General features: G+C 44.8%; 21 protein-coding genes. 8 read left to right on the forward strand and 13 right to left on the reverse strand.

Annotated features, from left to right (window positions below; translation table 11 throughout):
* The first annotated feature begins 580 nt into the window (after positions 1-580).
* Together HP456_RS04245 and HP456_RS04250 are read left to right on the forward strand one after the other, a co-directional pair.
* On the forward strand, positions 581-1255 hold the full coding sequence (locus HP456_RS04245) for a hypothetical protein (protein ID WP_246288728.1): 675 nt from the start codon (positions 581-583) through the stop codon (positions 1253-1255).
* Between the two features lie 305 nt (positions 1256-1560).
* Positions 1561-2334: a MeeY/MeeF family manganese export membrane protein gene (locus HP456_RS04250; protein ID WP_172248764.1), complete on the forward strand. Its 774-nt coding sequence runs from the start codon at positions 1561-1563 to the stop codon at positions 2332-2334.
* 353 nt (positions 2335-2687) lie between these two features.
* On the opposite strand, the gene HP456_RS04255 is transcribed toward HP456_RS04250, so the two are convergent.
* From HP456_RS04255 to HP456_RS04270, 4 genes are all read right to left on the reverse strand, one after another.
* Complete coding sequence (locus HP456_RS04255; protein ID WP_172248765.1) at positions 2688-3083, reverse strand: VOC family protein; 396 nt, start codon at positions 3081-3083, stop codon at positions 2688-2690.
* Between the two features lie 176 nt (positions 3084-3259).
* Positions 3260-3658 carry a DoxX family protein gene (locus HP456_RS04260; protein WP_172248766.1) on the reverse strand — a complete coding sequence of 133 codons (399 nt, stop codon included), beginning with the start codon at positions 3656-3658 and terminating at the stop codon, positions 3260-3262.
* A 352-nt stretch (positions 3659-4010) separates the two neighbouring features.
* Positions 4011-5801, reverse strand: coding sequence for a YhgE/Pip domain-containing protein (locus HP456_RS04265; RefSeq protein ID WP_312857730.1), 1791 nt, complete (start codon positions 5799-5801; stop codon positions 4011-4013).
* A 2-nt stretch (positions 5802-5803) separates the two neighbouring features.
* Positions 5804-7861 carry an efflux RND transporter permease subunit gene (locus tag HP456_RS04270; protein WP_172248768.1) on the reverse strand — a complete coding sequence of 686 codons (2058 nt, stop codon included), beginning with the start codon at positions 7859-7861 and terminating at the stop codon, positions 5804-5806.
* A gap of 169 nt (positions 7862-8030) precedes the next feature.
* Here HP456_RS04270 and HP456_RS04275 point away from each other — a divergent pair, with 169 nt between their 5' ends.
* Complete coding sequence (locus tag HP456_RS04275; RefSeq protein WP_216663174.1) at positions 8031-8585, forward strand: TetR/AcrR family transcriptional regulator; 555 nt, start codon at positions 8031-8033, stop codon at positions 8583-8585.
* Positions 8586-8843: 258 nt separating this feature from the next.
* Complete coding sequence (locus tag HP456_RS04280) at positions 8844-9671, forward strand: manganese catalase (RefSeq protein WP_172248770.1); 828 nt, start codon at positions 8844-8846, stop codon at positions 9669-9671.
* A gap of 111 nt (positions 9672-9782) precedes the next feature.
* Here HP456_RS04280 and HP456_RS04285 read toward each other — a convergent pair whose 3' ends face one another.
* On the reverse strand, positions 9783-10700 hold the full coding sequence (locus HP456_RS04285; RefSeq protein WP_172248771.1) for a LysR family transcriptional regulator: 918 nt from the start codon (positions 10698-10700) through the stop codon (positions 9783-9785).
* 277 nt (positions 10701-10977) lie between these two features.
* Between HP456_RS04285 and HP456_RS04290 the strand changes: the two genes are divergently transcribed.
* Together HP456_RS04290 and HP456_RS04295 are read left to right on the forward strand one after the other, a co-directional pair.
* Positions 10978-12306 (forward strand): aspartate aminotransferase family protein, encoded by a 1329-nt coding sequence (locus HP456_RS04290; RefSeq protein ID WP_172248772.1) that lies wholly within the window; start codon positions 10978-10980, stop codon positions 12304-12306.
* A gap of 15 nt (positions 12307-12321) precedes the next feature.
* Positions 12322-13689 (forward strand): YjiH family protein, encoded by a 1368-nt coding sequence (locus HP456_RS04295; protein ID WP_172248773.1) that lies wholly within the window; start codon positions 12322-12324, stop codon positions 13687-13689.
* A 166-nt stretch (positions 13690-13855) separates the two neighbouring features.
* Here HP456_RS04295 and HP456_RS04300 read toward each other — a convergent pair whose 3' ends face one another.
* The 6 genes from HP456_RS04300 to HP456_RS04325 form a co-directional block, all read right to left on the reverse strand.
* On the reverse strand, positions 13856-14497 hold the full coding sequence (locus tag HP456_RS04300; RefSeq protein WP_172248774.1) for an O-methyltransferase: 642 nt from the start codon (positions 14495-14497) through the stop codon (positions 13856-13858).
* A gap of 203 nt (positions 14498-14700) precedes the next feature.
* A complete protein-coding gene (locus HP456_RS04305) occupies positions 14701-15690 on the reverse strand; it encodes a siderophore ABC transporter substrate-binding protein (protein ID WP_172248775.1) in 990 nt (329 codons plus the stop codon).
* Between the two features lie 60 nt (positions 15691-15750).
* Positions 15751-16509: an iron ABC transporter ATP-binding protein gene (locus HP456_RS04310; protein ID WP_172248776.1), complete on the reverse strand. Its 759-nt coding sequence runs from the start codon at positions 16507-16509 to the stop codon at positions 15751-15753.
* The gene (locus tag HP456_RS04315; RefSeq protein WP_172248777.1) at positions 16503-17456 is read right to left on the reverse strand and encodes an iron chelate uptake ABC transporter family permease subunit; all 954 of its coding nucleotides are present in this window, start codon (positions 17454-17456) and stop codon (positions 16503-16505) included. Before HP456_RS04315 ends, HP456_RS04310 begins: the two co-directional genes overlap by 7 nt.
* Positions 17446-18399: an ABC transporter permease gene (locus tag HP456_RS04320; RefSeq protein WP_172248778.1), complete on the reverse strand. Its 954-nt coding sequence runs from the start codon at positions 18397-18399 to the stop codon at positions 17446-17448. Before HP456_RS04320 ends, HP456_RS04315 begins: the two co-directional genes overlap by 11 nt.
* Positions 18400-18656: 257 nt before the next feature.
* Complete coding sequence (locus tag HP456_RS04325) at positions 18657-19097, reverse strand: MarR family winged helix-turn-helix transcriptional regulator (protein ID WP_172248779.1); 441 nt, start codon at positions 19095-19097, stop codon at positions 18657-18659.
* Between the two features lie 292 nt (positions 19098-19389).
* Between HP456_RS04325 and HP456_RS04330 the strand changes: the two genes are divergently transcribed.
* A complete protein-coding gene (locus HP456_RS04330) occupies positions 19390-19959 on the forward strand; it encodes a glycerol-3-phosphate responsive antiterminator (protein WP_172248780.1) in 570 nt (189 codons plus the stop codon).
* A gap of 328 nt (positions 19960-20287) precedes the next feature.
* Here HP456_RS04330 and HP456_RS04335 read toward each other — a convergent pair whose 3' ends face one another.
* Positions 20288-20821 (reverse strand): MgtC/SapB family protein, encoded by a 534-nt coding sequence (locus HP456_RS04335; protein WP_376766192.1) that lies wholly within the window; start codon positions 20819-20821, stop codon positions 20288-20290.
* A 380-nt stretch (positions 20822-21201) separates the two neighbouring features.
* On the opposite strand from HP456_RS04335, the gene HP456_RS04340 reads away from it, so the two are divergent.
* The gene (locus HP456_RS04340; protein WP_172248781.1) at positions 21202-24183 is read left to right on the forward strand and encodes a lamin tail domain-containing protein; all 2982 of its coding nucleotides are present in this window, start codon (positions 21202-21204) and stop codon (positions 24181-24183) included.
* 39 nt (positions 24184-24222) lie between these two features.
* Here the strand turns inward: HP456_RS04340 and HP456_RS04345 are convergent, their stop codons facing one another.
* Complete coding sequence (locus HP456_RS04345) at positions 24223-25008, reverse strand: HAD-IIA family hydrolase (protein WP_172248782.1); 786 nt, start codon at positions 25006-25008, stop codon at positions 24223-24225.
* Positions 25009-25249 lie beyond the last annotated feature (241 nt).

Below are 25249 nucleotides of genomic sequence, written 5' to 3' on the forward strand. Positions count from 1 at the left end.
ATATTTTGAACAAATTAAAAATATAGGAATTAATTCAGACTAGGTATCATGATAAAAAATTTTCAAAAACAGATTAAGTGGTTTGAATACCCGTCATAATAACTTTTTCCGAGGGAGTCTTCGTCTTCCACTCCAATCACCAGAACAATTCCAAAATCAACCACTACTATTAACATAGTCAAATTTTAATAAATCGAATGATCCTTCAAAATACAAAAAGGACCAGCCCCAGAGAACCGTCCCCCATTTTATAAAATAAGAATAAACCCTAAAACTCTTTTCAGCAGCCAATAAAACCCAGGAACAATCCTCCTCTTACGGTAACAATTTGCCGTCCGCAAGCATCGGTGATGTCTTGTGGGGCAAACGCGAAAGCACCAAATTTCTACTATATTTATGTTTTTCTCCTAGATTTGATAGGGACAGCCACCTGATTTACCAGAATAAATTTGGATTCAATAATTGACCAGTCTCCATGCAATATTTAATCGTAAGCCCTTGCAGCAGCCCCTCAACTCCCTGCTTGTCCAATCACCCCTGCATACCCCTGAATATCCTTTACCATGGAGGTGAAAAAATCATGAGCAGTATGGAAGAAACGAATGCGACTGACCAGCGAGCGGACTCGGACGGATTATCGACTGAGGAAGTCGAGCAGCAGCACAAGGACCTTCAAGATCTCAATGATGCAGCGACGGCACTCTTCAGGGTTCCCGTCTTTTTCAGCCATCAGGGCATCTATTCACTTGGTCCGATCCCGCCGGTGCCCCCGTTTACGAAGCAGCAGCGATTCATCATCCGTATGTTCAAGGAAATCAAAAAAGTCCTTCTGTTTCCCAGAACATTGCCGGCCACCGACCTGTATCCCGATACAACACTTGAAAATATCCGCACAATGATCAATTCCAGCTATGGAATGGCAGCCGCCCTGCTGGAACCAGCCAGGCCAACCGACAAAGGTGAATCCTATTCACCATTCCTGCAGATCGAACCATCCATGGCCTATCAACGCGGTCTCCCTCTCCTGATGGTCATCGAAAATAGTATGCTGCATAAGGTCAACGGCATCTGGACTGGTCAGCTTGCTCCTTTCACCCCTATTATCTGGAGGTCGGACGCTGCTAACTCTGTTGACTTATTTTTTAAAAGCGTACAATGGAGAGAGGCCCTTCACAACTGGGCTGGCCAGGTGCGAAGCGGATACTTCGCCAAGACCGCTCCTGAGTTCCAATATAAATTCAACAGCAATAAATAGGCATCATCCTGCATTTTTATCCACAGAGCCTCTCGTTCAGAAAGGCTCTATTTCGCGTTCTCACATTTTTGTCAAAAAATTTTGATGAAAATGACATTCACAGATGAATCTGGAGCACACTAAGTGGTAAGATAAACACTGGAGACGAACTTTCAAAAAGGGATGTTCAAGATCGGGATGAGATATTTCCATTGGACGATCATTTCCTGAACAAAAGGGACGATCGCCACTTGTCACCTCTATCCCTGTAAGCGGCTTTTTGTAAAAACCCGCTTACCCGGTTACATATGAAAGGAGAAATCATTTTGGAATCAATTTGGTTGGAATACGGTTGGACACTCTTGATCTTAATCGGCCTGGAAGGCTTGTTATCTGCTGACAACGCGCTTGTCCTTGCCGTCATCGCAAAACATTTGCCTGATGATCAGAAAAAGAGAGCCATCAGCTATGGTATCTTTCTCGCATTTGCTTTCCGCTTTGGAGCACTATTCGCAATTTCCTTTATTGCGAATGTCTGGCAGATACAGGCCATCGGAGCAGCTTACCTGCTTTATTTAGGTTTAAAACATGTCATCAAAGCACGTTTTGGTAAACAAAGTGAAAATATCCGCGAAGACACGGAAGAAGAAGCGAAAGGAAAAGGCTTCTGGCCGACTGTCAGCAAGATCGCTCTGGCAGATCTCGCATTTGCAATCGATTCAATTCTTGCTGCTGTGGCCCTCGCCCTTGGACTTCCAGATTCACCGCTTCCGGATTTCGGCGGCATGGACGGTGGGAAATTCCTGATCGTCGTCCTCGGAGGAATCGCAGGACTGGTCCTGATCAAGTATGCTGCAACATGGTTTGTAAAGCTGCTTGAAACACGCCCGGCACTCGAAACAACCGCTTATGCCATCGTTGCATGGGTAGGGGTGAAGCTTGCAGTCATCACACTGGCCCATAAAGACATTCACGTATTGGACCACGATTTCCCTCACAGCACCGTCTGGACCCTTATCTTCTATGGCGTCCTGGTTGCCATCGCGCTGCTCGGCTGGTTCGCACCAGCGAAGAAAGAAGAACGCGGTACTTTACGATAAATAAATGTCCTGTGACTCAGTCACAGGACATTTTTTCTTATATTCGTATTCGAATAGGCGGCCGGGAACCCCCAACCTTTTCATTCGGTTTCATAACATTTATGAAATGAAGCATAAACAAGCCGAACACCAATCATTCTCCACTATCCACAACGTTTTGTGCCCTATTTTCCGACAATTGCTCCCTGCTTCAATTGAATTGTGACCTTTATAAATTTATTGTACCTCTTATCAGGATAATTGTGCCCTTCCCTTACTTTAATTAAATGCTTCATCAAAAAAAGGGTGCCTGCCCCGATACAAAATCGTGAGTCAAGCACCAATTATCAGCTTACAGGAAACAGTTCCGCAGTTTATTTCGCATTCGCATCCGGCTGATGAATGCCGAACACATTGCCTTCCGTATCAACATAATACCCCTGCCACGCCATCCCTGGCAGCGCATATTTAGGCATGGCCACTTTGCCGCCATTCTCCAGGATTTTCGCTTCGATCGCATCGTAATCTTCCACACCCATTGTGCAGGCATATCCGTTCATTGCCTGACCAGGTTCAGGAGGAGCACTCTGTCGCTGCATCAATGCCCCGTCGATTCCGGGCTCGTCCTCTCCGCCAGTCACTGCACCAAAGTAAGGCATCCCCGCAAAATCGCTCCAATCCTGAAATGACCAGCCGAATACCTCACCATAAAACGTCTTAGCCCGCTCCATCTCATCCACATGAATCTCAAAATGCACAATTCTCCCCATGATATCCTCCTATTTTTTCAAAATTGAACTCATTATGTATCCGTTTACATGTTGTAACTTCATTATAACGGGAATATGTATAAGTTCAATGATAAAAATGGTGACTGACCCCAGATTCGTCTACCAACGAATCTAAGATCAACCACCAATATGTTTTTTCTAATTCAACTATATTCTTAAAATAAAATTGCATCCAATGCATACTGACCGGGGCCAACCAACGCGATACCGATGGCCACTGCGAGGAGCGTCAAGTTATATTCATATCCGTTTGATGTTGCCCATATTCCATTCTGCCCGTGGACCTTGATGATTGCCATGAACATCGTCGCTGCAATCAAGATAGCTGCAAACGGAGTTAATAGCCCAAGCGCAAATAATACTCCTCCAATCAACTCTGCCAAACCTGCCAGAAGTGCCATCTTCACACCAGGCTTCATCCCGATCGACTCAAACCATCCTCCGGTACCTTTCAAACCATGTCCGCCAAACCATCCAAACAACTTCTGTGCCCCATGACCAATGAACAACACACCTATAACTAAACGAATAATCAATAATCCAAGACTTACCATATATTATTCCTCCTATAAACTTTCTGTATTTATCTCGATTTCGAGACATTTGATTAAAAAAAAGCTTTTTTACTATGACTGAGAGTTTCGTTGATACAATCTATTCAATAAACCTAACATGGTATCAGCCCGATCGTTTCTGCCCGCATAATCCCTGTTCCTTATCCCCTCCCAAAATCTATCTTGATTTTAAATATCTTGAATATGAGATAATAATATATCATAACCGTTTTAATGTCAATGGGCTTCTGTCTGTTTTTTGCGAGAGGCATACGTATCGTTATCTGGACGCTAAAAAAGATACCTCTCCATTTTGGAAAGGTATCCTGCAAAGTAAGTTCCACTATCCTTCTTACCTGAACAAATCCATAAACAACTCCCAGAACCCCTTCTCTTTCTCAGGTTCCGCTGTCTTTACTTTCTTCTCTTCCTTCTCGATGCTTTCTGTCTTGATCACAAATTGAACGGAAGATACATTCTCATTTTTTGAAGAAACAAACGATACAGGCTTGAAATCGGACTTATCATAGTCATCCATCATCTTATTGATTTCTTTCTGCATCTTCTCAGGCAGGTCTTTCGTTTCCTGATGCAGCTCCGTTGTGCCATCATGAAGCTCGCCGACACCGGTTTCCAATTCGCCGGTACCTCCGGAAAGTTCAGCGATGCCCGAATGCAGTTTCCCATAAGATGTGGATAACTGAGCAACACCATCCGTATAGCTGACCAACCCGGAGTGGAACTGACCATATTTCGAAGACAATTCACCCAAACCTTTTTGCAGTTCTGCCAGTCCGCTCATATCCGTTTCCTTCAATGAAGTGGAAAGATTATTCGAGATCGATGTCAGCTGACCGCTGATCTCTTTCACTGCCCCGCTCATCTGGTTCAAAGAAGGTTCAACAGCAGCAAAAGCTTCGCCGACACTGGCATACGTCGCTTTCACTCTCTGGGCGGCTGCGTGGGATGCAGCCAGTTGATCCACCACCTCAGGCTTGTCTGAACTTTCACGCAGTGCGGCGATATCTTCCTCCGTCACCTGACTCGCCGGAATGGCTTTGATTGCCCCGTCGAGTGCAGAATATGCCTTTGAATAGTTCGCATTCAGCGTTTCCAACCCTTTAGCCGTTTCATTCAGGCCGCCGGCTAATTGATCCAGGCCACCAGGCAGCTCATTAAGGCTTGAAAGATCCACGTTTGCAGACTGACCGGAAAGGGACTGATCGATAGTTCCGAGTGCATCACTGATCTGGCTTGATGCGTTTACAAGTTCCAGAGAAGAACCGCTCAGTTCATCCACACCATTTTTATATTGAGCAGAACCATCGCGCAAGGCACCGGCTCCGCTATTCAATTCAGACACCCCATTCTCAAGATCGGCTACACCATCATTCAATTTCCCGATAGCATCCGATAGTTCCGACATGTCTCCTGTCATGCCTTTCGTTCCCGTTGTATCGATCGGAAGTGTGGACGGCACAGCAGCGATTTCGACTCCATTGAATTCGAAGTCCTTCACATCCGCTTCTACGCTCAGCTTCTTCTCTTTTCCAGGCATAACGGTGAACGTGATCTGCTTATTCTTCCCGGCATTCGCGACCATACCGTCAGCCGCTTCGATATTCTCATACGTATTCGGCAGGCTCATTGAAACCTGCAGCAAGTAGTTTTCATAGAAGACGGATTCCGCATTCTCATTCTCAGCTGTATCCACCTGAATTTCGAGATGCCCGCTTTTCCCCGCAAGCTCGGAAGGATCGACTTTCTTCCCATCCAGCACATATGAAATCTCCACGTTCCAGGGCAATTCCGTCTCTTCCTTCATATTCCCTTGATACGTGAATTTCCCTTCAGGGGCATCAACCTCAATCTTCTGCCCCTCCTTGTCAAGCTCCGTTAAATCAGTCAGATTCTTGACGCTGCTGAATTCCCCGTAATCGAGGATCTTTCCGGCACGCTCTACCTCCAGCGTGTTCACCACATAAACATGGTCAAGTCCTCCACCTGCATTCAGCGTCGCATACACCACTTCATCCTTCGAAGCGACCTTCCCTTCCTCTGCCGCCTGGGCAGGAACACTAAGAAATGAAGGCAAGAACAGCATCAATGCGAGTGCAGTGTAAAGTAGTTGTTTTTTTCTCATCGTCATTTCTCCTCATAATAATTTGCTTTATATGTTGTTTTCTTAATGAATTTATCAAACACCAGGAGCATCGCCGGCAGGACAAACAAGACCATGATAAAGGCAAGCAATGCCCCTCTTCCCATCAACAATCCGATTGATCCGACAATCGGATTTGACGAAGTGATCCACAAAATGAACCCGACACTCGAAAGGATCGCTGCCGAAATCGAAATCGAGAACGTCTTTTCATCAAGCGTCCTCACCATTGCCTCTTTAGCAGGCATTTCCTTGCGATAGTGGGTATAGGCTTCCGTGAAAAGAATACCGTAATCCACGGTCGCTGCCAGCTGCACTGTACTAATGATCAAATAACCGACAAACACGAGCGGCGTATTTGTAAAGTAGGGAATCGACAAGTTGATCCAGACGGCCGCTTCGATCGTGATGAGCAGCACAATCGGAATCGTAATCGATCTAAAGCTGAACAACAGGACAAGAGCAATCGTCACCACCGTCAGCACATTCACGACCACATTATCCTTGGTGACCGTATTTTTGATATCATACAGCGTCACACTTTCCCCGAGCGCCATGGCCTCATCTCCATAATAATCCGAAGCTGCTTTCTCCACCTTCTCTACGATTGAAAAAGGGAGCTCGCCCTCTGTACCCTGATTCGTGTTAATGACAATCCGGCTGTAGTTTTCTGAATAAAATTCATCAGTGATTGATTTATCCAGATATTGAGGCGGAATCTCAGCACCGACCTGGTTCACATACGCGATGACCCCTGTCACATAATCAAGTGCCTCGATATCCTCCACAAGCTCATCCTCTTTCGCCACGTCCCCTTTAGGGACAAGTAGGACGATCGGCGTCGTTTCACCGAATGCCTCTTCCACCTTCTTGAAATCGCTCCCGACGCGCGTGTTCTCAGGCTGCTCACCCGTTCCGTAAATAAAGGATGTATTCGTTTGTCCCAGGAATGCCGGAACAAGAATGGCAAACACGAAAATCAGGCTCGGCACCTTCAATTTCAATACCTTGTTCCCAACCCCTTTGAAACTCGGAACGAAACTCTTATGCTTCGTCTTATCCATCCACTTATAGAAAACCAGCGTCAGTGCAGGCAGGAACACCATCACACTGATAAAGCTCAAGACGATTCCCTTTACCAGGTTCAATCCAAGATCCGACCCTATCTGGAATTCCATGAACGTCAGGGCAATAAATCCGAAGAACGTCGTTGCCGCACTCGCCGTGATCGCAGGGAACGACTTCTTCATCGCAAGCTTCATCGCTTCTCCTGGATCTTCCGTCGTTTTCCGGTAATCGGAAAAGCTGTGAAGCAGGAACACCGCATAATCGAGCGACACCGCAAGCTGCAGGATGGGCGCCACCGACTGCGTCACGAACGAAACCTCCCCAAGGAAGATATTCGTACCCAAGTTAATCAGCACCGACACTCCGATTGCCGTCAGGAAAAACAGAGGCTCGACCCACGAAGTCGTCGAAATGACCAGAATCAAAATAATGAGGGGCACCAGCAGCATCCCTGCATACATCGACTCACTTCCTGCCATCTTCTGAGAACTCGCCGTATTGGCTGCCTCTCCCGCAATTGCACCTTCCTCACCGATCAGCTCATAAATCTCATCTGTAATCCGGACCTCATCGCCGGTACGGACACTGATCGAAAACAGCGCATTCTCATCTTTATAGTAATTATCGACCGTTTCCTTGTCCGCCACCTCTAGAGGAGTTTTCAGATCGACCATATCATCCAGCCACATCACATCCGAAACCCCGTCAATGGCTTCCAGCTTTTCTTTATACTCAAGTGCCTCCTGTATGGTCACACCGGTCACCATGACCCTGGTATCCGGAACCGCACCCGTAAATTCCTTCTCCATGATCTCCATCGCCTGTGTTGCCTGAGCATCATCCGGCAAATAATCGACCATATTATAATTGACCTTCACAAAGAACTGCGCCGCCGTCGACAAGATCGTCACCAGCATAAACGCGATTAACACAGTCTTCTTATGCTTTATGATCCATGCTGCTATATTTATCATTTCTCAACCTCACTTGTATCTATTACATTTTCACATTATCATTATAATAAACACCGTGTTGGATATTCAACGGACAGTTGCATAATGAATGTACGTTACCCAACATAACAACTCATAACGTTGGATAAATCCAAAACGAATGAAAGGAACGTTGAATGTGACCTCAAAAATGGATAGACGCAAAAAATACACACGGATGGTTCTAAAGGAAAGCCTCCTGAAACTTCTCCAGGATAAATCAATCTCAAGCATCACCATCAAAGAAATCTGTGAAGCGGCAGACATCAACCGCTCCACCTTCTATGCCCACTACGCCAATCAATACGAGCTCCTGGACTCAATCGAAGAAGAATTCATCGAAGATCTCGTCTCAACACTCGGCCGGTACAACTTCTCTAAAGAAGATGAAGCCCTGCAAATGACCGAAAAACTATTCGACTATATAGCTGAAAAAAACGCCATATGCCAAACACTCCTCAGCGAAAACACCGATATGTACTTCCTGAAAAAAGGCATGATGATTACCCACGAATTCATCTTCAAAAACTGGATTTCTGACAGCGGGATCGACCAGGAGACGTATGAATACATCAATATATTCATGGTCAGCGGAAGTATTCACGTCATCAAAAACTGGGTCGAAAATGGGATGGAGAAGACGCCCGGGGAGATGGCAGTGATTTTGCATAATTTTATCAATCGGGGGTTGTCGGGGGTGCGGTAGATCACATTAAATATAGAAAGGATAGTTCAGGGCAATAGTACATATAGTTGGATCTGGTTCACACCGAATAATTGGAGATCGGGGAAAAATAAAGATTCTTTCAGAAAGCAAAGAAGAAGGGCTTACCCATATTGGTCTTGACTCCATTTCCACCCATTCAGAGAGGAAATAATGATATAAAAATTCCTTATGGATGAATCTTCTATTTTCATTTGGGCAACTTAAAGTAGAAAAATACATCCAAAGGGAGTGGTCATTATGTTTTTCCATGTAAAAGAGCTGCAATACCGTGCCAAACCTGATCGTCCTGATCCTGTTTATGCAAAGAAGCTGCAGGAAGTCCTAGGCGGTCAGTATGGTGAGATATCAGTGATGATGCAATATCTGTTCCAAGGATGGAACTGTAGAGCTGAACAGAAATACAGAGATATGCTCCTTGATATCGGGACGGAAGAAATCGCCCATGTTGAGATGCTCGCAACCATGATTGCCCAGCTGCTCGATAAGGCACCTGTTGAAGAGCAGGAGCAAGCAGCCCAGGACCCTGTCATCAAAAGCATCATGGGCGGGATGAATCCACAGCATGCCATCGTCAATGGATTAGGTGCCAGCCCGAACGATAGTGCGGGATATCCCTGGAATGCCAGATACACCATCGCGAGCGGGAATTTGCTTGCAGACTTCAGGGCGAATCTGAACGCCGAGTCTCAAGGCAGACTACAAGTCGTGCGTCTCTACGAAATGACAGATGACGCAGGGGTAAGAGACATGCTTTCTTTCCTGATCGCCAGAGATACCATGCATCAAAATCAATGGGCAGCAGCCATTGCAGAACTGCAAGAAAAAGAAGGCCTCGTCGTTCCTTCCACTTTCAACAAGGAATATGAAAAACAGGATGTCGCCCACCAGTTCATTAATTGCTCACAAGGTGATGAAAGTAAGTCAGGACGCTGGGCAAACGGTCCATCCATGGATGGTCAAGGCCAATTCACATACGTGGAGAACCCCGAACCTGCCGGACAGGCACCGAAATTGAATCCGGCACCGGGTTATATTCACGGTACACCCGCTAACCCCCAACAGTAAATGAAATCAGGACCTGTCTTCGTTTGGAGGACAGGTCCTTTTAAATTCCTTGTGACACCACAGCTCTTTCGCCATCGGGAAAACGCAGCATGCAACTGGCACCACTTCTTATTATACGTCCCACCTATTCCTCAAAAACTCACAAAACGTCATGATATTCGGTTCCTCTGAACGAATCTTCAAATTTATAGCAGACGTCAAGATCGTTTCGGATACTTGGTCGAGAATCGTGACGGTTCCATTCTTTATCTCCTGTTTGATTACATTCTCCCCCAGGATTGCGTAACCCGTTCCGTTCAGGACGGCACGCTTGATCATTTCATCGCTTCCCCCAACGGTAATCTTCGAATGAGGGAGCAGATTGTTCTTCATAAAATAATGGTCGATGATCGTACTAAAGCTGCAATCCTCATGATAAGAAATAAAGGCCTGTTCCTCTAGGATCTCCTCGAAGCTGCGATTTTCCCCTATCGCGGATGAAACGACTACAAACGCCTGCTCCTCTTCCAAGAATGTTTTTCTCATATGGCTGCCCTCGCACTCACTGGCGATGATCGCCAAGTCCGCTACCTCATCCCTTACACTTTGAATGGCGTGGACGCTGTTCAGGGGCAGGAGGCTGACCTTCACTTCAGGGTAAAGATCCGTATAGTCCCTGACCACCTTTGCCAGTTGTCTTTGACAATAGTACTCTGATGCTGCAATTGTCAGGACACCGGACGGTCCTCTCAGCTCTTCCATCTCCTTTTCCATCTTGTCCATCAGGATAAATAACTGATCCACATGGCCTTTCAGTTTGATCCCTGCAGCCGTTAACATTGTTTTGTTGCCAACCCTTGCTAAAAGGGTATGATTCAATTCTTTTTCAAGAGATTGTATTTGCAGCGTAATCGTGGGCTGCGAATAGGTAAGCCTCTTGGCTGCCTTTGTCAAATTCAACTCTTCGGCCACGACTTGAAAAGTCTTTAATTTCCTTAATTCCATCCCCATCACCGCTTCATCAATAAGATATGTTCGGTATTGTCCCACTTTAGGACTCCCTAATGAAAAAAGCCTAAAAACCTATAAATCTTTTCAATGCTTCTATTAACCCCTTTCCCCTACTATACAATAAGATTCAGCGCTCTAGAGTCAGATTCTGTAATAAGCTGCAGGTTTCCCACCTGTTTCTCTCTTCATATGACTTTTACATTCATTTCTTCCTTATTTTAACTATTAAATATATTAATAGTTGCAATTTGACCACTCGGAATAATTGTAGGAAAATTCAATCAATAATTATTTTTCTGCGAATGGAGCTGTTAATATGATAGATTGGAAAACCATTAATGATGAGGGGTTGCTGGCTCCTACGATGGCAAAGGACTTTCCGAATCTTCCTGTCGTCAAATCAGAAGGTTACTTCTATATAGGTGCCGATGACCGAAAGTATCTCGATTTCACGTCTGGCATTGCAACGGAAAACACAGGTCACAGACATCCGAGAGTGATTGCTGCCATCAAAGATCAAGTGGACCAATTGGTTCATGGACCGATCGGAATCATCAATTATGAGTCAATCATCCAATTGGCCAAAAAATTGAAAGCGCTTTTACCGGAATCCCTTGACTGCTTTTTCTTCGGGAACAGCGGAGCGGAGGCAATCGAAGGAGCCGTTAAATTGGCGAGACATGTGACCAAAAGGCATTATGTCGTTTCCTTTCTTGGCGGATTCCACGGCAGGACGATGGGCGCACTCAGTCTGACCACCTCGAAAAGTAAATACCGGAGACATTTACCGGTCGGAGCCAATATGACGTATCAATTGCCCTATGCTCAACTAACAGAAACACCCCATGGGCTGGACCATGATGAGTATTGGGCGGAGCATGTTGAGAAAGATTTCGAGCGATTATTCAATCATCAGGTTGCACCTGATGAAGTGGCAGCTGTCATTCTTGAGCCGGTACTTGGAGAAGGCGGGTATGTCATTCCACCGCGGGCCTGGCTGCAAAAAATCCGTGAAATATGTGACCGTCACGGCATCCTGCTCATCTTTGATGAAGTCCAGACAGGCTTTGGCCGGACAGGAGACTGGTTTGCCGCCAGCCGATTTGGCGTTACACCTGATATTATGGCAATCGCCAAAGGGATTGCCAGCGGATTACCGCTCAGTGCCACCGTTTCTTCCAGAGAGCTGATGGAACAATGGACCGTAGGCAGCCACAGTACAACATTCGGCGGAAATCCTGTCGCCTGTGCTGCAGCGTGTGCCACGATTGATGTAATGCAGGAAGAAGGATTGATCGAAAATGCAAGACATTTAGGTGACTATGCCTTAACCAAGCTGCTTGCCCTGAAAGAAAAACATCCTTCCATTGGACAAGTCCGGGGCATCGGGTTAATGCTGGGAATCGAAATCATCCATCCCATTACTGGAAAACCGAATGGAGATGGCTTAATGAACATTCTCCAGAAGTGCTTGGAAAAAGGAGTCATCTTCTACTTAAGCGGAAACCAGGGAGAGGTCATCCGCATGATGCCGCCATTGACGATCGACCGGGAGCATCTTGATATCGGCATCTCGATGCTTGAAGAAGCGTTGACAGAGTATGAGAAGGAGATTGAACCGCAAGAAGCGGAACACATTATATAAAAAGGGGGAACACAAATGAAGACGGAAGTCAGAGTAAAAGAACAAGTTATGTCTGGTGCTTACTGGAAGTTCATCCTTCCTTCCCTGCTGGGAGCCCTGTTATTTCTCGTACCCATTAAATTTAACGGGGAAGTCACCATCGGAGTCGGCATCTTTGCTTCGCTTTTAAACGGATTAATCGGCGGATTCATTCCTGCATTAATCATTATGATTCTAGGTTTATCCGCCAGTGCTTCCATCCTCACCAAAGTATTGAAACCCGATTTCATCCTGTCGAACAAGTTTTTAAAAGGATTATTCGATATCGGGGTGACCGGGGTCACGGCCAGAGTGCTGGGGTTCACCGTCGGACTCATGACCATTCTTGAAATCGGACCGGAGTTTATCTGGTCCCGAAATACAGGAGGAGTCGTTCTTTATGATTTAGCTCCGGTACTGCTCACCTGGTTCCTGTTTGCCGGTATCCTGCTGCCGCTATTAGTAGAGTTCGGACTAATGGAATTCATCGGCGCGCTCGTCCATAAATTCATGAGGCCGCTGTTCACCCTGCCGGGACGTTCATCCATCGACTGTATGGCGTCATGGATGGGAGCCGGTACCGTCGGCGTGCTCGTCACGACGAAACAATATGACGAAGGATATTATACAAAAAGGGAAGCATCGGTCATCGCCACCACATTCTCCATTGCCTCCATTGCATTCAGCCTCGTGGTGGCAAATATCGTCGGTCTCGGTCATCTCTTCATCCCGTTTTACTTAACCGTTGCCCTCGCCTGTGTGGCTGCCGCGCTTATCATGCCGAGAATCCCGCCGCTTTCAAGAAAACCGGACACCTACTACGAACCGGTCGGCCAGCGGATTGATGAAACGATCCCGGAAGGCGTTTCGAAATGGAAGTGGGGCCTGGAAAAAGCCGCCGAGAAGGCACATCATGCTCCTTCTCCAAAGAAACTGCTGATCAACGGCGTCCAAACCGTTCTTGATATCTGGCTCGGTCTGATCCCGCTCGTCATGAGCCTTGGAGCTGCTGCGTTGATCGTCGCAGAATACACCTCCTTGTTCCAGATTATATCCTATCCGTTCATACCGGTACTGGAATGGATGCAAATCCCCGAAGCAGCTGCAGCATCCAAAACGATGCTTATCGGATTCGCCGACATGTTCTTACCGCCAGTGATCGGAAGCGGCATCGAAAGCGAAATCACACGCTTTGTATTGGCTGCCCTATCCTTGACACAACTCGTTTACATGTCTGAAATCGGGATCCTGATCCTGCGTTCCAATATTCCATTAAGCTTCCTGGATCTCTTCATCATCTTCATCCAAAGAACAGTCATCACGCTGCCGGTTATTGTGCTGATCGCGCACTTCATCGTATTCTAATTCTAAAAAACCAAGCAGGGAATGGACTCCCTGCTTGGTTATTATATATCTGTACAGCTGCTGACCTTTCTTACCTGATCATACATTCCGGAACAGCGGACAGATCTCTTGTTTCATCGAACTTGTGGACCAGCCCCTTGGTTCCAGCCAGCAAATGTTTGAGTAATTATTTATTCCTCACTTTGGAAACCGTCACACCATCCCCGATTGGTATAAGAATGGACTCTAATTGAGGATGAACGGCCACAGTTTCATTGAATTTCTTCATTATCTCAGTAGAATGCTTCGACTCTACCGCCGGATCTGCTACACTGCCTCGTGCAAGTACGTTATCAGCAACAATCAAAGCACCCGGTTCAGCCAGTTCAATACAATACTTCAGGTAGTTTTCATAATTACCTTTGTCAGCATCGATAAAGAAAAAGTCGAATCGATTACCTTCGCCAACAAGCTTCTCAAGACTTTCCAAAGCAGGACCGACCCTATAGGATACTTGGTCGCCAAAGCCAGCTTTCGATAAATTGCTGTGTGCCAACTGTGCGTATTTCCCTTCCAGCTCCAGAGACGTGAGATTTCCTTCACTTCCAAATCCTCTTGCCAGGCAAATTCCGCTATACCCGCCAAGCGCGCCGATTTCCAGGACATTTTTTGCTCCTGTAATTGATATAAGCATAGAGAGAAGTTTCCCTGAAGAAGGAGATACCGATATGGAGGGCATTCCATTTTCTGTTATGGATAAGAGAACTTTCTCCAAAAGATCGTCCTGATGCCCGAACATTGAATCTATATATCTGTTCATTTGTTTCATTCTGTTCAATTCCTTTTCTACTAAAATTTTTATCCACACCCTGGCTAAAAAAGTCATTGATCAAACGTCCAAAAAATTCAGCTATCAAAGATTTAACCGGGTGGCCAACCTGCCAAACGTTTGAAAACAACCCTTATCTAAAATAAATGCCCATCACAAAATGGGCATTTATTTTGGAATAATCCATATTTAATAGATAGTCATTACTGATCAAGTCCCGCTTTTACTTCTTCTACTTGTTGTGCAACTGAAGTCAGACCGCCGCCGGCAAGATACCATACTGTTGGATCTAGGTAGATAAGTTTTCCTTCTTTAGCGGCATTTGTTTTATTCACCAGGTCATTGTTAAATAATTCGCTTGCTTTTGCTTCTTCTCCGACGGCCTGATCACGGTCGATGATGAATAAGTAGTCTGGATTTGTTTCTGCAATGTATTCAAATGTTACATTCATACCATGAGTAGAAGCTTCGATATTCTCATCAGCTGGTTTTACACCAAAGACGTCGTGAACGATACCAAATCTTGATCCTGGACCATAAGCACTCATTTTACCGCCTGTTGTCAATGTCAGTAGACCTTTTTTGTCATCTGCTTTTGTCATTTCTTGCAGTTCTGCAATTGTATCATTGATTTTAGCAAGCTCTGCTTCAGCATCGTCTTCCTTGCCAAAGATTTCACCTAATAATTCAACATTATGAGTGAAAGACTCCATGTAATTAGCATTATCTACACCAATGAATACAGTAGGTGCAATTTTATTTAACTCTTCATAGGCAGCGGATTGTCTGCCGGAAATCAGAATCAATTCTGGTTCCATGCCATAAATCGTTTCAAAGTCAGGCTCTTTCAAGCTGCCGACATTTTCATATTGATCATCTTCATATTTTGATAGATAACCAGGCAATGAGCTTCCTTTTGCTACGCCGGCCACGTCAATACCCAGCTTATCCAATGTATCCAATGCACCAAAGTCAAACACAACCACATTTTTAGGATTTTTCGTTACTACCGCTTCACCCAACTCATGCTTCACAGTGATTTCTTCAGATTCTTTGGCTTCAGTTGAGCCGTTTGAAGATGTTGCCGCTTCTACATTTTCTGCATCACCCGATGCTTCTTCGTTTGTACCGCAAGCTGCCAACACAAGCATAAGCATTGCAGCCATTAAAAGAACGAAAAGATTTTTTTTCATGTATACCACTCCTTAAGATATTTTTTATATGTTTAAATTATTTTCAAAATAATTTAAGACCTAAGTAAAATAGACACATATACGGTTTCCGTTAATCTCCTGGATATCAAAATCCATTCCAAAAACTTCTCTTAAAACTTCATTTGTAATGATATCTACCGTTTTCCCCTCACGTATTACTCTGCCGTTTTTGAGGGCAACAATATAATCCGAATAACAGGACGCAAAATTAATATCATGGATGACGATCACAATCGTCTTTCCGAGTTCATCACTCATTTTCCGCAAGGCTTTCATGATTTGGACAGAGTGTTTCATATCCAAATTATTAAGAGGCTCATCCAGCAGGATATATTCCGTGTTTTGGGCAACGACCATCGCTATATAAGCTCTCTGTAACTGTCCTCCGCTTAATTCATCGATAAATTTATCCTGCAGCTCTTCTAATTCCATATAGTGAATCGCTTCATCAACGTATTTCTCATCGTCTTTTGTCAGCCTTCCTTGTGAATATGGAAAACGGCCGAAGCTTACCAATTCGCGGATCGTGATCCGGACATTTACATTGTTGGACTGTTTAAGGATTGAAATCGTCTTGGCAAGATCATTGCTTTTGTATGAAGTAATCTCCTTGCCCTCCAGAAGGACAGACCCTTCGTTTCTTGGAATCAACCTGGAAACAATCGATAATAATGTACTTTTACCGGCGCCATTTGAACCGATGAAAGATGTGATTTTTCCTTTTTGAATATTGATTGAAACATCTTCTACCACTTTCTTATTGCCATACAGCTTAGATACATTTTTTACTTCTACCATGATCTGTTCTCCTTTAGCAGTAGATAAATAAAGTACACTCCGCCTATAAAGTTAATGATGACACTCACGGTTGTTGAGAAGGTGAATACTCTTTCGACAATCAGCTGCCCGCCAACCAATGCCACGATGCTGATCAGGATTGAACCAGTAATCATTACAGAATGACGATATGTACGCAAGAACTCATGAGCGACGTTGACTACAAGCAAGCCCAGGAATGTTATCGGGCCTACCAGCGCAGTTGAAATCGATACAAGAATCGCTATGACAATGAGCAAACGCTGGACAACGAAGTCATAAGGAACCCCTAAGTTTACAGCCTGGTCCCTTCCGAGAGAAAGGACGTCCAGATATTTCACAAAGCGGAAGAAATACAGCGTTACACAAATCAACAAGATGACGGACAACCATAAAAGGTCTGTATTGACATTGTTAAAACTGGCAAACATGGAGTCCTGCACAACCAGGAATTCATTGGGATCAATGAGTAATTGCATAAACGATGTGATACTTCCGAAGAACGTCCCCATGATGATGCCGATTAATAGAAGAAAGTAAATATTCCTTCCTTCCTTTTTCATGAAAATAAACCTGAAAAGGATTAATGCGAATAAGACCATCAGTCCTACAGAAAGAAGATAGTGATGTCCCTTGCTCATCATGGAAAGAGTTGCGCCTCCGAAGAAGAAGACGATGAACGTTTGAATCAGCATATAGAGTGAATCCAAACCGATTAAGCTCGGTGTCAGGATTCGGTTATTCGTGATCGTCTGGAACACCACCGTTGAAAACGCAATGCAGCTTCCTGTCAGGATGATGGCGAATATCTTTATCGCCCTTTTCGGCAGGATGTATTCCCAATGCTCCCCAATATCCCAAAACAAGAATACCGCTGACAATATAATGGATAAGATTGCGAGAATAGTAAGTTTTGTTTTATAACCCATGGGCTCTTCTCCTTATCAGTAAATAAAGGAAAATTCCGCTCCCGATTACACCAACAGTCAAGCCGATGGAAACTTCGTATGGGAAAATGATGATTCGTCCCAGAATGTCACAAATCAAAACGAATACGGCACCAAGAACCGCTGTATGATGCAGGCTCTTTTTCAAGTGATCTCCTTGATAAATCGTGACGATATTAGGAATGATCAATCCTAAAAACGGTAATGAACCCACTGTAAGCATAATGCAGGAAGATACGAGGGCAACAATGATTAATCCAATATTTACTACCTGTTTAAAGTTAAGTCCTAGATTTGTGGCAAAATCTTCACCCATTCCAGCGATGGTGAAGCGATTTGCAAATATGTAAGCAAGAATGACGGCAGGTATGCTGATATATAAAAGTTCATACCTTCCTTTAATAATCATGGAGAAATCACCGTGGAGCCACGAGCCGATACTTTGAATGAGGTTATACTTATAAGCAAAGAATGTCGTGATTGAACCAACAATATTCCCAAACATCAATCCGACTAACGGGATAAAGATTGCATCTTTAAATTTGATCCTGTCCAGGATTCTCATGAAAATAAATGTTCCTGCTAAAGCGAATACAAAAGCGACTGCCATCTTTTCAATCATTCCGGCTGCAGGGAATAAGATTAAAGCAACCAAAATCCCCAGTCTGGCTGCATCCATCGTTCCCGCTGTTGTCGGGGAGACAAATTTATTTCTGCTGAGCTGCTGCATAATCAAGCCGACAATACTCATTGCCATACCTGCTATCAAGATACTGACAAGCCTTGGAATACGACTTATGAGCAAGATTTCAAACTGTTCATCACTTAAATGAAAGATATCCAATGGTGACACATCGGATACTCCTACAAAAAGTGATGTGAAAGATAAAACAATTAACAAGATCACCAAATGGACTAGTTTCATAACCTTCTTCCTCACACCTATGACTTTTCTTGATTCCTCTGTAAATGATAATCATTATCAATTATACGCAAAAAAATTAGTGAGAGTACCTCACTGATTTTTCCTTGTTGAAACAAGTTTTTCTAACTTATTAAATGATAACAATTATCATTATCAATTGTCAATAAGAAAATGGTAAAATATTTCACTTTATCGATTTCGAGAAACGGCAAGGAAGAAGAAAAGCTGCAAACCGGTGAATGCCATCGGTTTGCAGCTTATTTTAGATTTCCCCTTATTTGATCAAGCATGTTTAAGCATGTCTCTAATTCTTTTTCACTCATGTTCCGGGTGGCCTGGGAAATAGTCTTTACCGCTATTTCTTCAAGTTCTTCCTGAATCCTATGGCTTTCCTCCGTCAAAAATACGCGTTTAATCCGCCTGTCAGTGTCATCAGGAATGCGCCCTACCAAACCCCTTTTAATCATATTATCAATCAGACGGGAAATACTCCCTTGATCTCTTTCAATTGTCATGGCCAATTGATTCTGCGTAAGTCCATCTTCCTCATATAACCGGCTGAGAACCTGCCATTGCTCATACGTAATCGTGTATTCATGGAGGCGGAAGTTTTGATTTAATCTGCTGTTCATCAATCGAGAAGCTTGAAATAGTTTATAACCAATAGAATCATCCAAAAGATATTTTTTCTCAACCATTGCCTCTGTCCCTTCTGGCGAACTTAATTATTATGTTCTATTGTAACATTTTTAACGAGTCCTCTTTGTTTTGGTCTTGTGATTTTTCCCGGTAACCCTTATAGCTTTTGGGGGCCGCCCCCCATTGCATACTTATATTTGAATTAAGATTTGTTTTAATTTAGGTTCCAGTATCAAAGGTAACTACTGCCACTTGTTTTAATAAATTATTAAACCTTTGCCCAAACCTCTACCTTTTCATTTATGCTATACTAAAGAGGAAATTTTCAGACTATTTAAAGGGGCATATTAGATGAAGCATAAAATTATCGATATCGTTCAATCGCAAGTGATTGCATCTATAAAGGAAGAAGAAGACCTGGAAAAGGCAGTGCAGTCAAACGTCAACATCGTGTTCATCCTTACCGGAAATTTGATAACTATGAATGACTACGTAAAAAAACTGAAGAACGCCGGTAAAACAACTTTTATACATATAGATTTCATCGATGGACTGTCCAATACGAAGAGTGCGATCAAATACATAGCAGAGATCTGGAAGCCGACCGGCATCATTACCACGAAGAGCAACCTGATCAAATATGCAAAGGAGGAAGGCTTAATGACGATTCAACGCCTTTTTCTTATCGACCGCAATGCTCTTGCCAAAGGAATTGATATTGCACATAATTGCAAGCCGGATGCAATTGAAGTCCTCCCCGGTCTCATGCCATCCGTCATTGATAAACTGACAACAATGACTGTGCTGCCAATCATCGCCGGTGGCCTGATCAGTAATAAGGAAGATATTCTGAATGGACTGAGAGCCGGTGCACTTGCGATATCTTCTGGTGATCCAAGGCTTTGGAATTTGGATCTTTAACCAAAGAAGAGGGTGGGACAAAAGTGTTTTAGTCTAAGTAAAACCCGAACTAATTTGCCTGTAAGAAGGCAGATTAGTTCGGGTTTTTATTTTGTTTAATGTACATTTAGATTTTAGCTCTTTCCAGCGGTTGATTGGAGTGCAAGACGAAGACTCCTGCGGGAGAAGTAGCCAATGTGAGACCCCGCAGGCTCGCCGAGGAGACTCACGGGCTACCCGCGGAAAGCGAAGTCTTGCACGGAAATCATTAGCGGTATTAAGAACATACACTGAAATTGTTCGTCTTTATGTCGTGGTTTATTCGTTTTGTCCCTGCCCCTATTGTCATTCACGTTCCAACCTTTTTTTCTACTTCCTCCGTCTTTCTTTTTTTCCGCAACCATGGAAGGCGGACACTCGTAATCTCCCGTTCTTCAAAGAAGTTTCCTATCTTCGTAATGATGAATGTTACCAGTGTTGCGAAGATGACTATAGAATAAAATCCTGCTCCAATACCAATACCGACTCCCCCGACATAAAATATCATCGCAGCAGATGTCAGTCCTTTTACCCGCAACCCATCTTTCAGGATCACCCCTGCACCAAGGAATCCCAGACCGGATACAATTTGCGCAGCCAGACGCAATGGATCCATCACTTTTCCGCTATCCGGTTGACTGAGCATCTCCGCACCCTCAATTGAGACGATCGTAATCAGCGTACATGCCACCGATACATACGTATACGTTTTTAAACCGGCCGGCTTATTTTTTGATGTCCTGTCCCAGCCGATGATAAATCCCAGTACAGCACTGACCACAATCCTGAAATAGACTTCATGCTGCCAGAAGAAACCTGACATGTCATTCATAAAATGCCCCATTCCACCATCTCCTTTCACGATAAAAAGAGACCGCTCCATAAAACGAACGCTAATCCCCCCGCCAAATAGTGAGGAAATCATACCGTTCGCTTCATAGGTGATCTCTTCTACTCTGCCTACCAAGCCGGAACCTATATGATTGTTATGCTAATTATAAACGAACATCACGGTTATTTCAATAATAAATTCTGATAATTCGAAATTTTTATAAATTTTCATTGCTACTCCAAGTTACTCATTGTATGATTGAACTATCAATAATATAGTGGGTAGAGATGAGGAGAACCCTGTGTCAAACGCGTGTACGACATCGTACATGCTGTTGTCATGGGGTTCTTCTCATTTGTACATAAATAACCTTTAAAAAGGAGGAAATGACGTTGAAAAAGAAATTCATTCGCTGGGCAGCTGCCATTCTTATTTTAGGGCTGGGGTTTCTCTTGCTTCAAGTTCAAAACTCAAATGCGGAAGAGCCCGCTCCGCCTCTGATTATCACGGAAATCGTATCCAAATCTGCCGGATCCGGGCAGCCCCATGAATATGTCGAAATCTATAACACCACCTCAGAAGCTATCAACCTGCAGGACTACCAGCTCCAATACTTCACAAGTAACTTCTCAAGTCCGGCCAATCGATGGCCCATCCAAAACAAAACAATCCAGCCGAAAGACTCGCTGGTACTCTGGTTAAAGAAATTTGATTATCCTGATGTACCGCTTTGGGACTTCAACTCGAACTATGGGATGTTTCTCACCCAAGAAAAGGTATACGAAATCAAGCTGACCACTTCCGGACAGGGGTTGCATGACAGCAGCCTTCGCCAGGTGGGAATCGCTGATGCGAACGACAATATTCTCAGTACTGCATTGATCAATGACGGTGGAGCCGACGGGATTACAAACCGTAGCATCATCTACAAAGCTAGCGGCTCGGCAGCAATGACGAAGCTCCGTAGTGGAGAGCAGCCGACCCCTTCCGTCCTTTTGACTGAACAGGTGGCAGGTCCGGCGACCCCGTCCAGCCTGACGGCAACTCCTTCCAACCAATCAGTACTCCTGGAGTGGGAAGCTTCAGCAGGTGCAGTCTCGTATAAAATTTACGATTCTGATGGGACGGCAGCTTCAACAAAAACGACCACCTCGACAATCGACGGATTAGAAAATGGCGATGCTTACACGTACCGGGTGACAGCTGTCGATTCGGAAGGAAACGAATCCCCTGCAACAAAAGAAGTACGGGCTGTGCCTCAGGAGGCTGTTGATACAGTAGCCCCTAACGCCCCAACAGGTCTCAAAGATAATGCAGGGAACGATCATGTAAAACTGTTGTGGACCGCCAATACAGAAAGCGACCTTTCCGAATACCGGGTCTACATCAACGGGACACTTTACGGGACAGCCGCTGCAGATAAAACAAGTATGGTCGTATCCCCTCTGGAATTGAACAGGGAGTATACGTTTGTGGTAACGGCGATTGATCAAGCTGGAAACGAATCAGAAGCTTCAGCCGCACTCGTCACAGGACCGACAGAAAACGTACCGGTACCAAGCCTGCTTATCACCGAATTGATCCCGAATACCGATAACTTCGCAGGTTATGATGCCTTCGAATACTTTGAGCTTTATAACAACAGCCCTGATCCAATTGATCTCAACGGATATCGATTCGCCTCTTATAATTGGAATGAAGAAATCGGAGAAAGCTATATTTTGGAGCCTTGGGACTCTGTAGTGATCTGGACAAGAAACTCAGCCATAAATCCTATTTCACTCGAAGCTTTCAATTATAACTATTTCTATTCCTACAAAAGTAAGTATCTAAAAGAAGATGACACAATTATCCTTGATGGAATAGCCGGCCTGGTAAACGGCGGAAATACTCTGACTGTTTATGATCCTGACGGGCTCGAAATCGTCAGAGCTGATTACTCAGCAGAAGACGTTTCCTTAAAGCAAACGGTCACCTTTACCTATCCAAAGAATAACACTAGAACGATGGAAAAATTGGCTGCAAACCAAAATCCGTCTCCGGGTTGGCTGGTTGAAGATCAAGCCCCGGATCGTCCGGTTTCAGATGAAGAAGCACCTCAGCAACCGGCCAATCTTGAGGCCGCTGCCGGAAGCGGCGAAGCTGTCTTGAGATGGGACGCATCAACCGCAACGGATCTATACCGTTATCATATCTACAAAGACGGCAAACTTGAATACTCCGTAGATCCAACGCAGACCGCATTTACTCTTTATCAATTGATCGGCAGCCAAACGTACACTTTACAAGTAAGCGCAGAGGATACATCGGGGAATGTATCGGGAAAATCGAATCCAGTACAGGTTGCCCCGGAACACCAGATCATCACCCAGCTGGAACGCTGGGAACATGAAAAAGATCCTGCCTACCAAGGTCTGTGGGATATCAGCTCGGACGGTCCTGTGATCGCCGGGTTGTCCCAGGGACTCGTTCCTCAAGGACTGACCTACTTTAAGAAAAAAGACTGGCTGCTTACCATCAGCTACATCGATGATGGTATTCGTCCTGGTACGATTACCGTAACAGACCGCAAGTCCGGGGAACTGGTGAAATCCGTGGTCCTTTACAATACGGACGGCACACCGTACACCGGTCATGCCGGCGGGGTTACCGTCAGCCGCGATCATGGCTGGGTAGCATCCGAGAATCACTTGTTCAGCTTCAATTTGAGCGACCTCGTGCAAGCCGAGGACAATGGGGAAATTCAGTTCACAGAACAGATTCCATTACCGGTGGAAGCTGCTTACACCGTTTATGATGAAGGCATCCTCTGGGTCGGGGAATTCTATGAGGCAAACTCCTACCCGACCGACCCGTCGCACCATATTGAGAACAGAGACGGAGAAATGCACTATGCATGGATGATCGGCTTTGACTTGGAACGAAACAATGACATGCTTTCTAAAGAACACTGGAATGGATCGCCGGACCACAATGCCGTACCGGATTACGTCCTTTCCACTACCGGCAAAGTCCAGGGTGCCATCATACAGAAAGCGGCAAGAAATGGAGTAACGCTGAGTACCTCATACGGAAGAGCCAACGACAGTGTACTGTACCGCTATGAATACCCGTTGAAAGAAGATCCCCATGCCTCTGTTACTGTTGAAGGAAAACAAGTTCCTCTTTGGTTCCTTGATGGATACACTGCAAAACCGCGCCAGAGTATTGAAGCCATTCCAATGCCAGAGGGGATAGTGGAAGTACAAAAAGAACTTTATGTCGTATTCGAGTCCGGGGCTGATAAATACCGCTATACAACCACCTACCCGATGGACCGGATGCTTAAAATTGATATGAAGAAGTTAATGAAGGAAGATAAAGGAATCGAATAGCATGAAAAAGGAAGCGGCGTCCGAGCACCGCTTCCTTTTTTATGTCATTTTTTCCGATAACAATCTCTTCACTGAAGGCAGGACATAATCCGGCTTCCAATCCGTACTTCTCAAATCCTCCTCGGTCGTGATCCCGCTGAGCACCAGTGCAGTCTTCATTCCGGCTTCAATGCCCATTCGTATATCCGTTTCAAGGCGGTCACCGACCATAACACACTCTTCGGGCCGCAGTTGTAAAATTCTCAATGCAGCTTCAATTGTCAGAATGGATGGTTTTCCAATTTGTACATCAATCTTCTTCCCGGAAACCGCTTCAACCGCTCCAATCATTCCTGCACAGTCCGGTACATCGCCAAACTCTACCGGACAGGTTCTGTCTGGATTGGTTGCAATCACCTTCGCACCATACTTTATCGACTGGTATGCAAAATTCAAGTGATCGTAATGAAATTCCCGGTCCCATGACAACACGACGACATCGACCTCAGCTGGTGCCATCCCCTCCCGGAACCCGGCAAGTACAAGCTCATCCTTGATCGGCTGCTCACCAATTACGTATAAGGTGGCATCCGGATGGTGCCCGCGCAAGTAGTCAATCAATGTAAGCGTCGGATTTAAAATATTCTCCAGGCTGGCATTGATATTGAAGCCGTTCAACTTTTCCACATAACGCTGGCGCGATTCAATCGTCTTATTTGTCAGGAACAGCACCTTCTTTCCTTCATCAATAAGAGAGTTGATAATGGTGTCTGCTCCTTCTATCAATTGCTTACCAAGATATACGGTGCCGTCCAAGTCAAAAATATATCCCTTTAGATTTTTCATCGGTATCCTCCATCCAATAAGAAAAGCGCAAGAGCCTTGTTTCAGCCCCGACAAGCGCTCTTGGGCCGACCGGTGAAGTCGTTGTTTGACTTCATTGGGCGGATCGAAACGTCTCGAGGGGCCAGGCGCATGGAGCTTGCCAATTCTCAAATTTAAGTTATACTTTCTTACAACAATAAAAAATTCCTTGGACACGACGATTTCTCCAATTTAACAATTGGATTTCGCCATACCCAAGGAA

The organism is Bacillus haikouensis (assembly GCF_013179555.1).
GTDB lineage: Bacteria > Bacillota > Bacilli > Bacillales > Bacillaceae_B > Rossellomorea > Rossellomorea haikouensis_A.

What these genes read in the sequence shown, in the direction of transcription:
- HP456_RS04245 (WP_246288728.1), top strand. Translation starts at nt 581, where the DNA reads ATGAGCAGTATGGAAGAAACGAATGCGACTGACCAGCGAGCGGACTCG.
- HP456_RS04255 (WP_172248765.1), bottom strand. Translation starts at nt 3,083, where the DNA reads ATGGGGAGAATTGTGCATTTTGAGATTCATGTGGATGAGATGGAGCGG.
- HP456_RS04260 (WP_172248766.1), bottom strand. Translation starts at nt 3,658, where the DNA reads ATGGTAAGTCTTGGATTATTGATTATTCGTTTAGTTATAGGTGTGTTG.
- HP456_RS04265 (WP_312857730.1), bottom strand. Translation starts at nt 5,801, where the DNA reads ATGAGAAAAAAACAACTACTTTACACTGCACTCGCATTGATGCTGTTC.
- HP456_RS04270 (WP_172248768.1), bottom strand. Translation starts at nt 7,861, where the DNA reads ATGATAAATATAGCAGCATGGATCATAAAGCATAAGAAGACTGTGTTA.
- HP456_RS04275 (WP_216663174.1), top strand. Translation starts at nt 8,031, where the DNA reads ATGGATAGACGCAAAAAATACACACGGATGGTTCTAAAGGAAAGCCTC.
- HP456_RS04280 (WP_172248770.1), top strand. Translation starts at nt 8,844, where the DNA reads ATGTTTTTCCATGTAAAAGAGCTGCAATACCGTGCCAAACCTGATCGT.
- HP456_RS04290 (WP_172248772.1), top strand. Translation starts at nt 10,978, where the DNA reads ATGATAGATTGGAAAACCATTAATGATGAGGGGTTGCTGGCTCCTACG.
- HP456_RS04295 (WP_172248773.1), top strand. Translation starts at nt 12,322, where the DNA reads ATGAAGACGGAAGTCAGAGTAAAAGAACAAGTTATGTCTGGTGCTTAC.
- HP456_RS04300 (WP_172248774.1), bottom strand. Translation starts at nt 14,497, where the DNA reads ATGAAACAAATGAACAGATATATAGATTCAATGTTCGGGCATCAGGAC.
- HP456_RS04305 (WP_172248775.1), bottom strand. Translation starts at nt 15,690, where the DNA reads ATGAAAAAAAATCTTTTCGTTCTTTTAATGGCTGCAATGCTTATGCTT.
- HP456_RS04310 (WP_172248776.1), bottom strand. Translation starts at nt 16,509, where the DNA reads ATGGTAGAAGTAAAAAATGTATCTAAGCTGTATGGCAATAAGAAAGTG.
- HP456_RS04315 (WP_172248777.1), bottom strand. Translation starts at nt 17,456, where the DNA reads ATGGGTTATAAAACAAAACTTACTATTCTCGCAATCTTATCCATTATA.
- HP456_RS04320 (WP_172248778.1), bottom strand. Translation starts at nt 18,399, where the DNA reads ATGAAACTAGTCCATTTGGTGATCTTGTTAATTGTTTTATCTTTCACA.
- HP456_RS04325 (WP_172248779.1), bottom strand. Translation starts at nt 19,097, where the DNA reads ATGGTTGAGAAAAAATATCTTTTGGATGATTCTATTGGTTATAAACTA.
- HP456_RS04330 (WP_172248780.1), top strand. Translation starts at nt 19,390, where the DNA reads ATGAAGCATAAAATTATCGATATCGTTCAATCGCAAGTGATTGCATCT.
- HP456_RS04335 (WP_376766192.1), bottom strand. Translation starts at nt 20,821, where the DNA reads ATGGGGCATTTTATGAATGACATGTCAGGTTTCTTCTGGCAGCATGAA.
- HP456_RS04345 (WP_172248782.1), bottom strand. Translation starts at nt 25,008, where the DNA reads ATGAAAAATCTAAAGGGATATATTTTTGACTTGGACGGCACCGTATAT.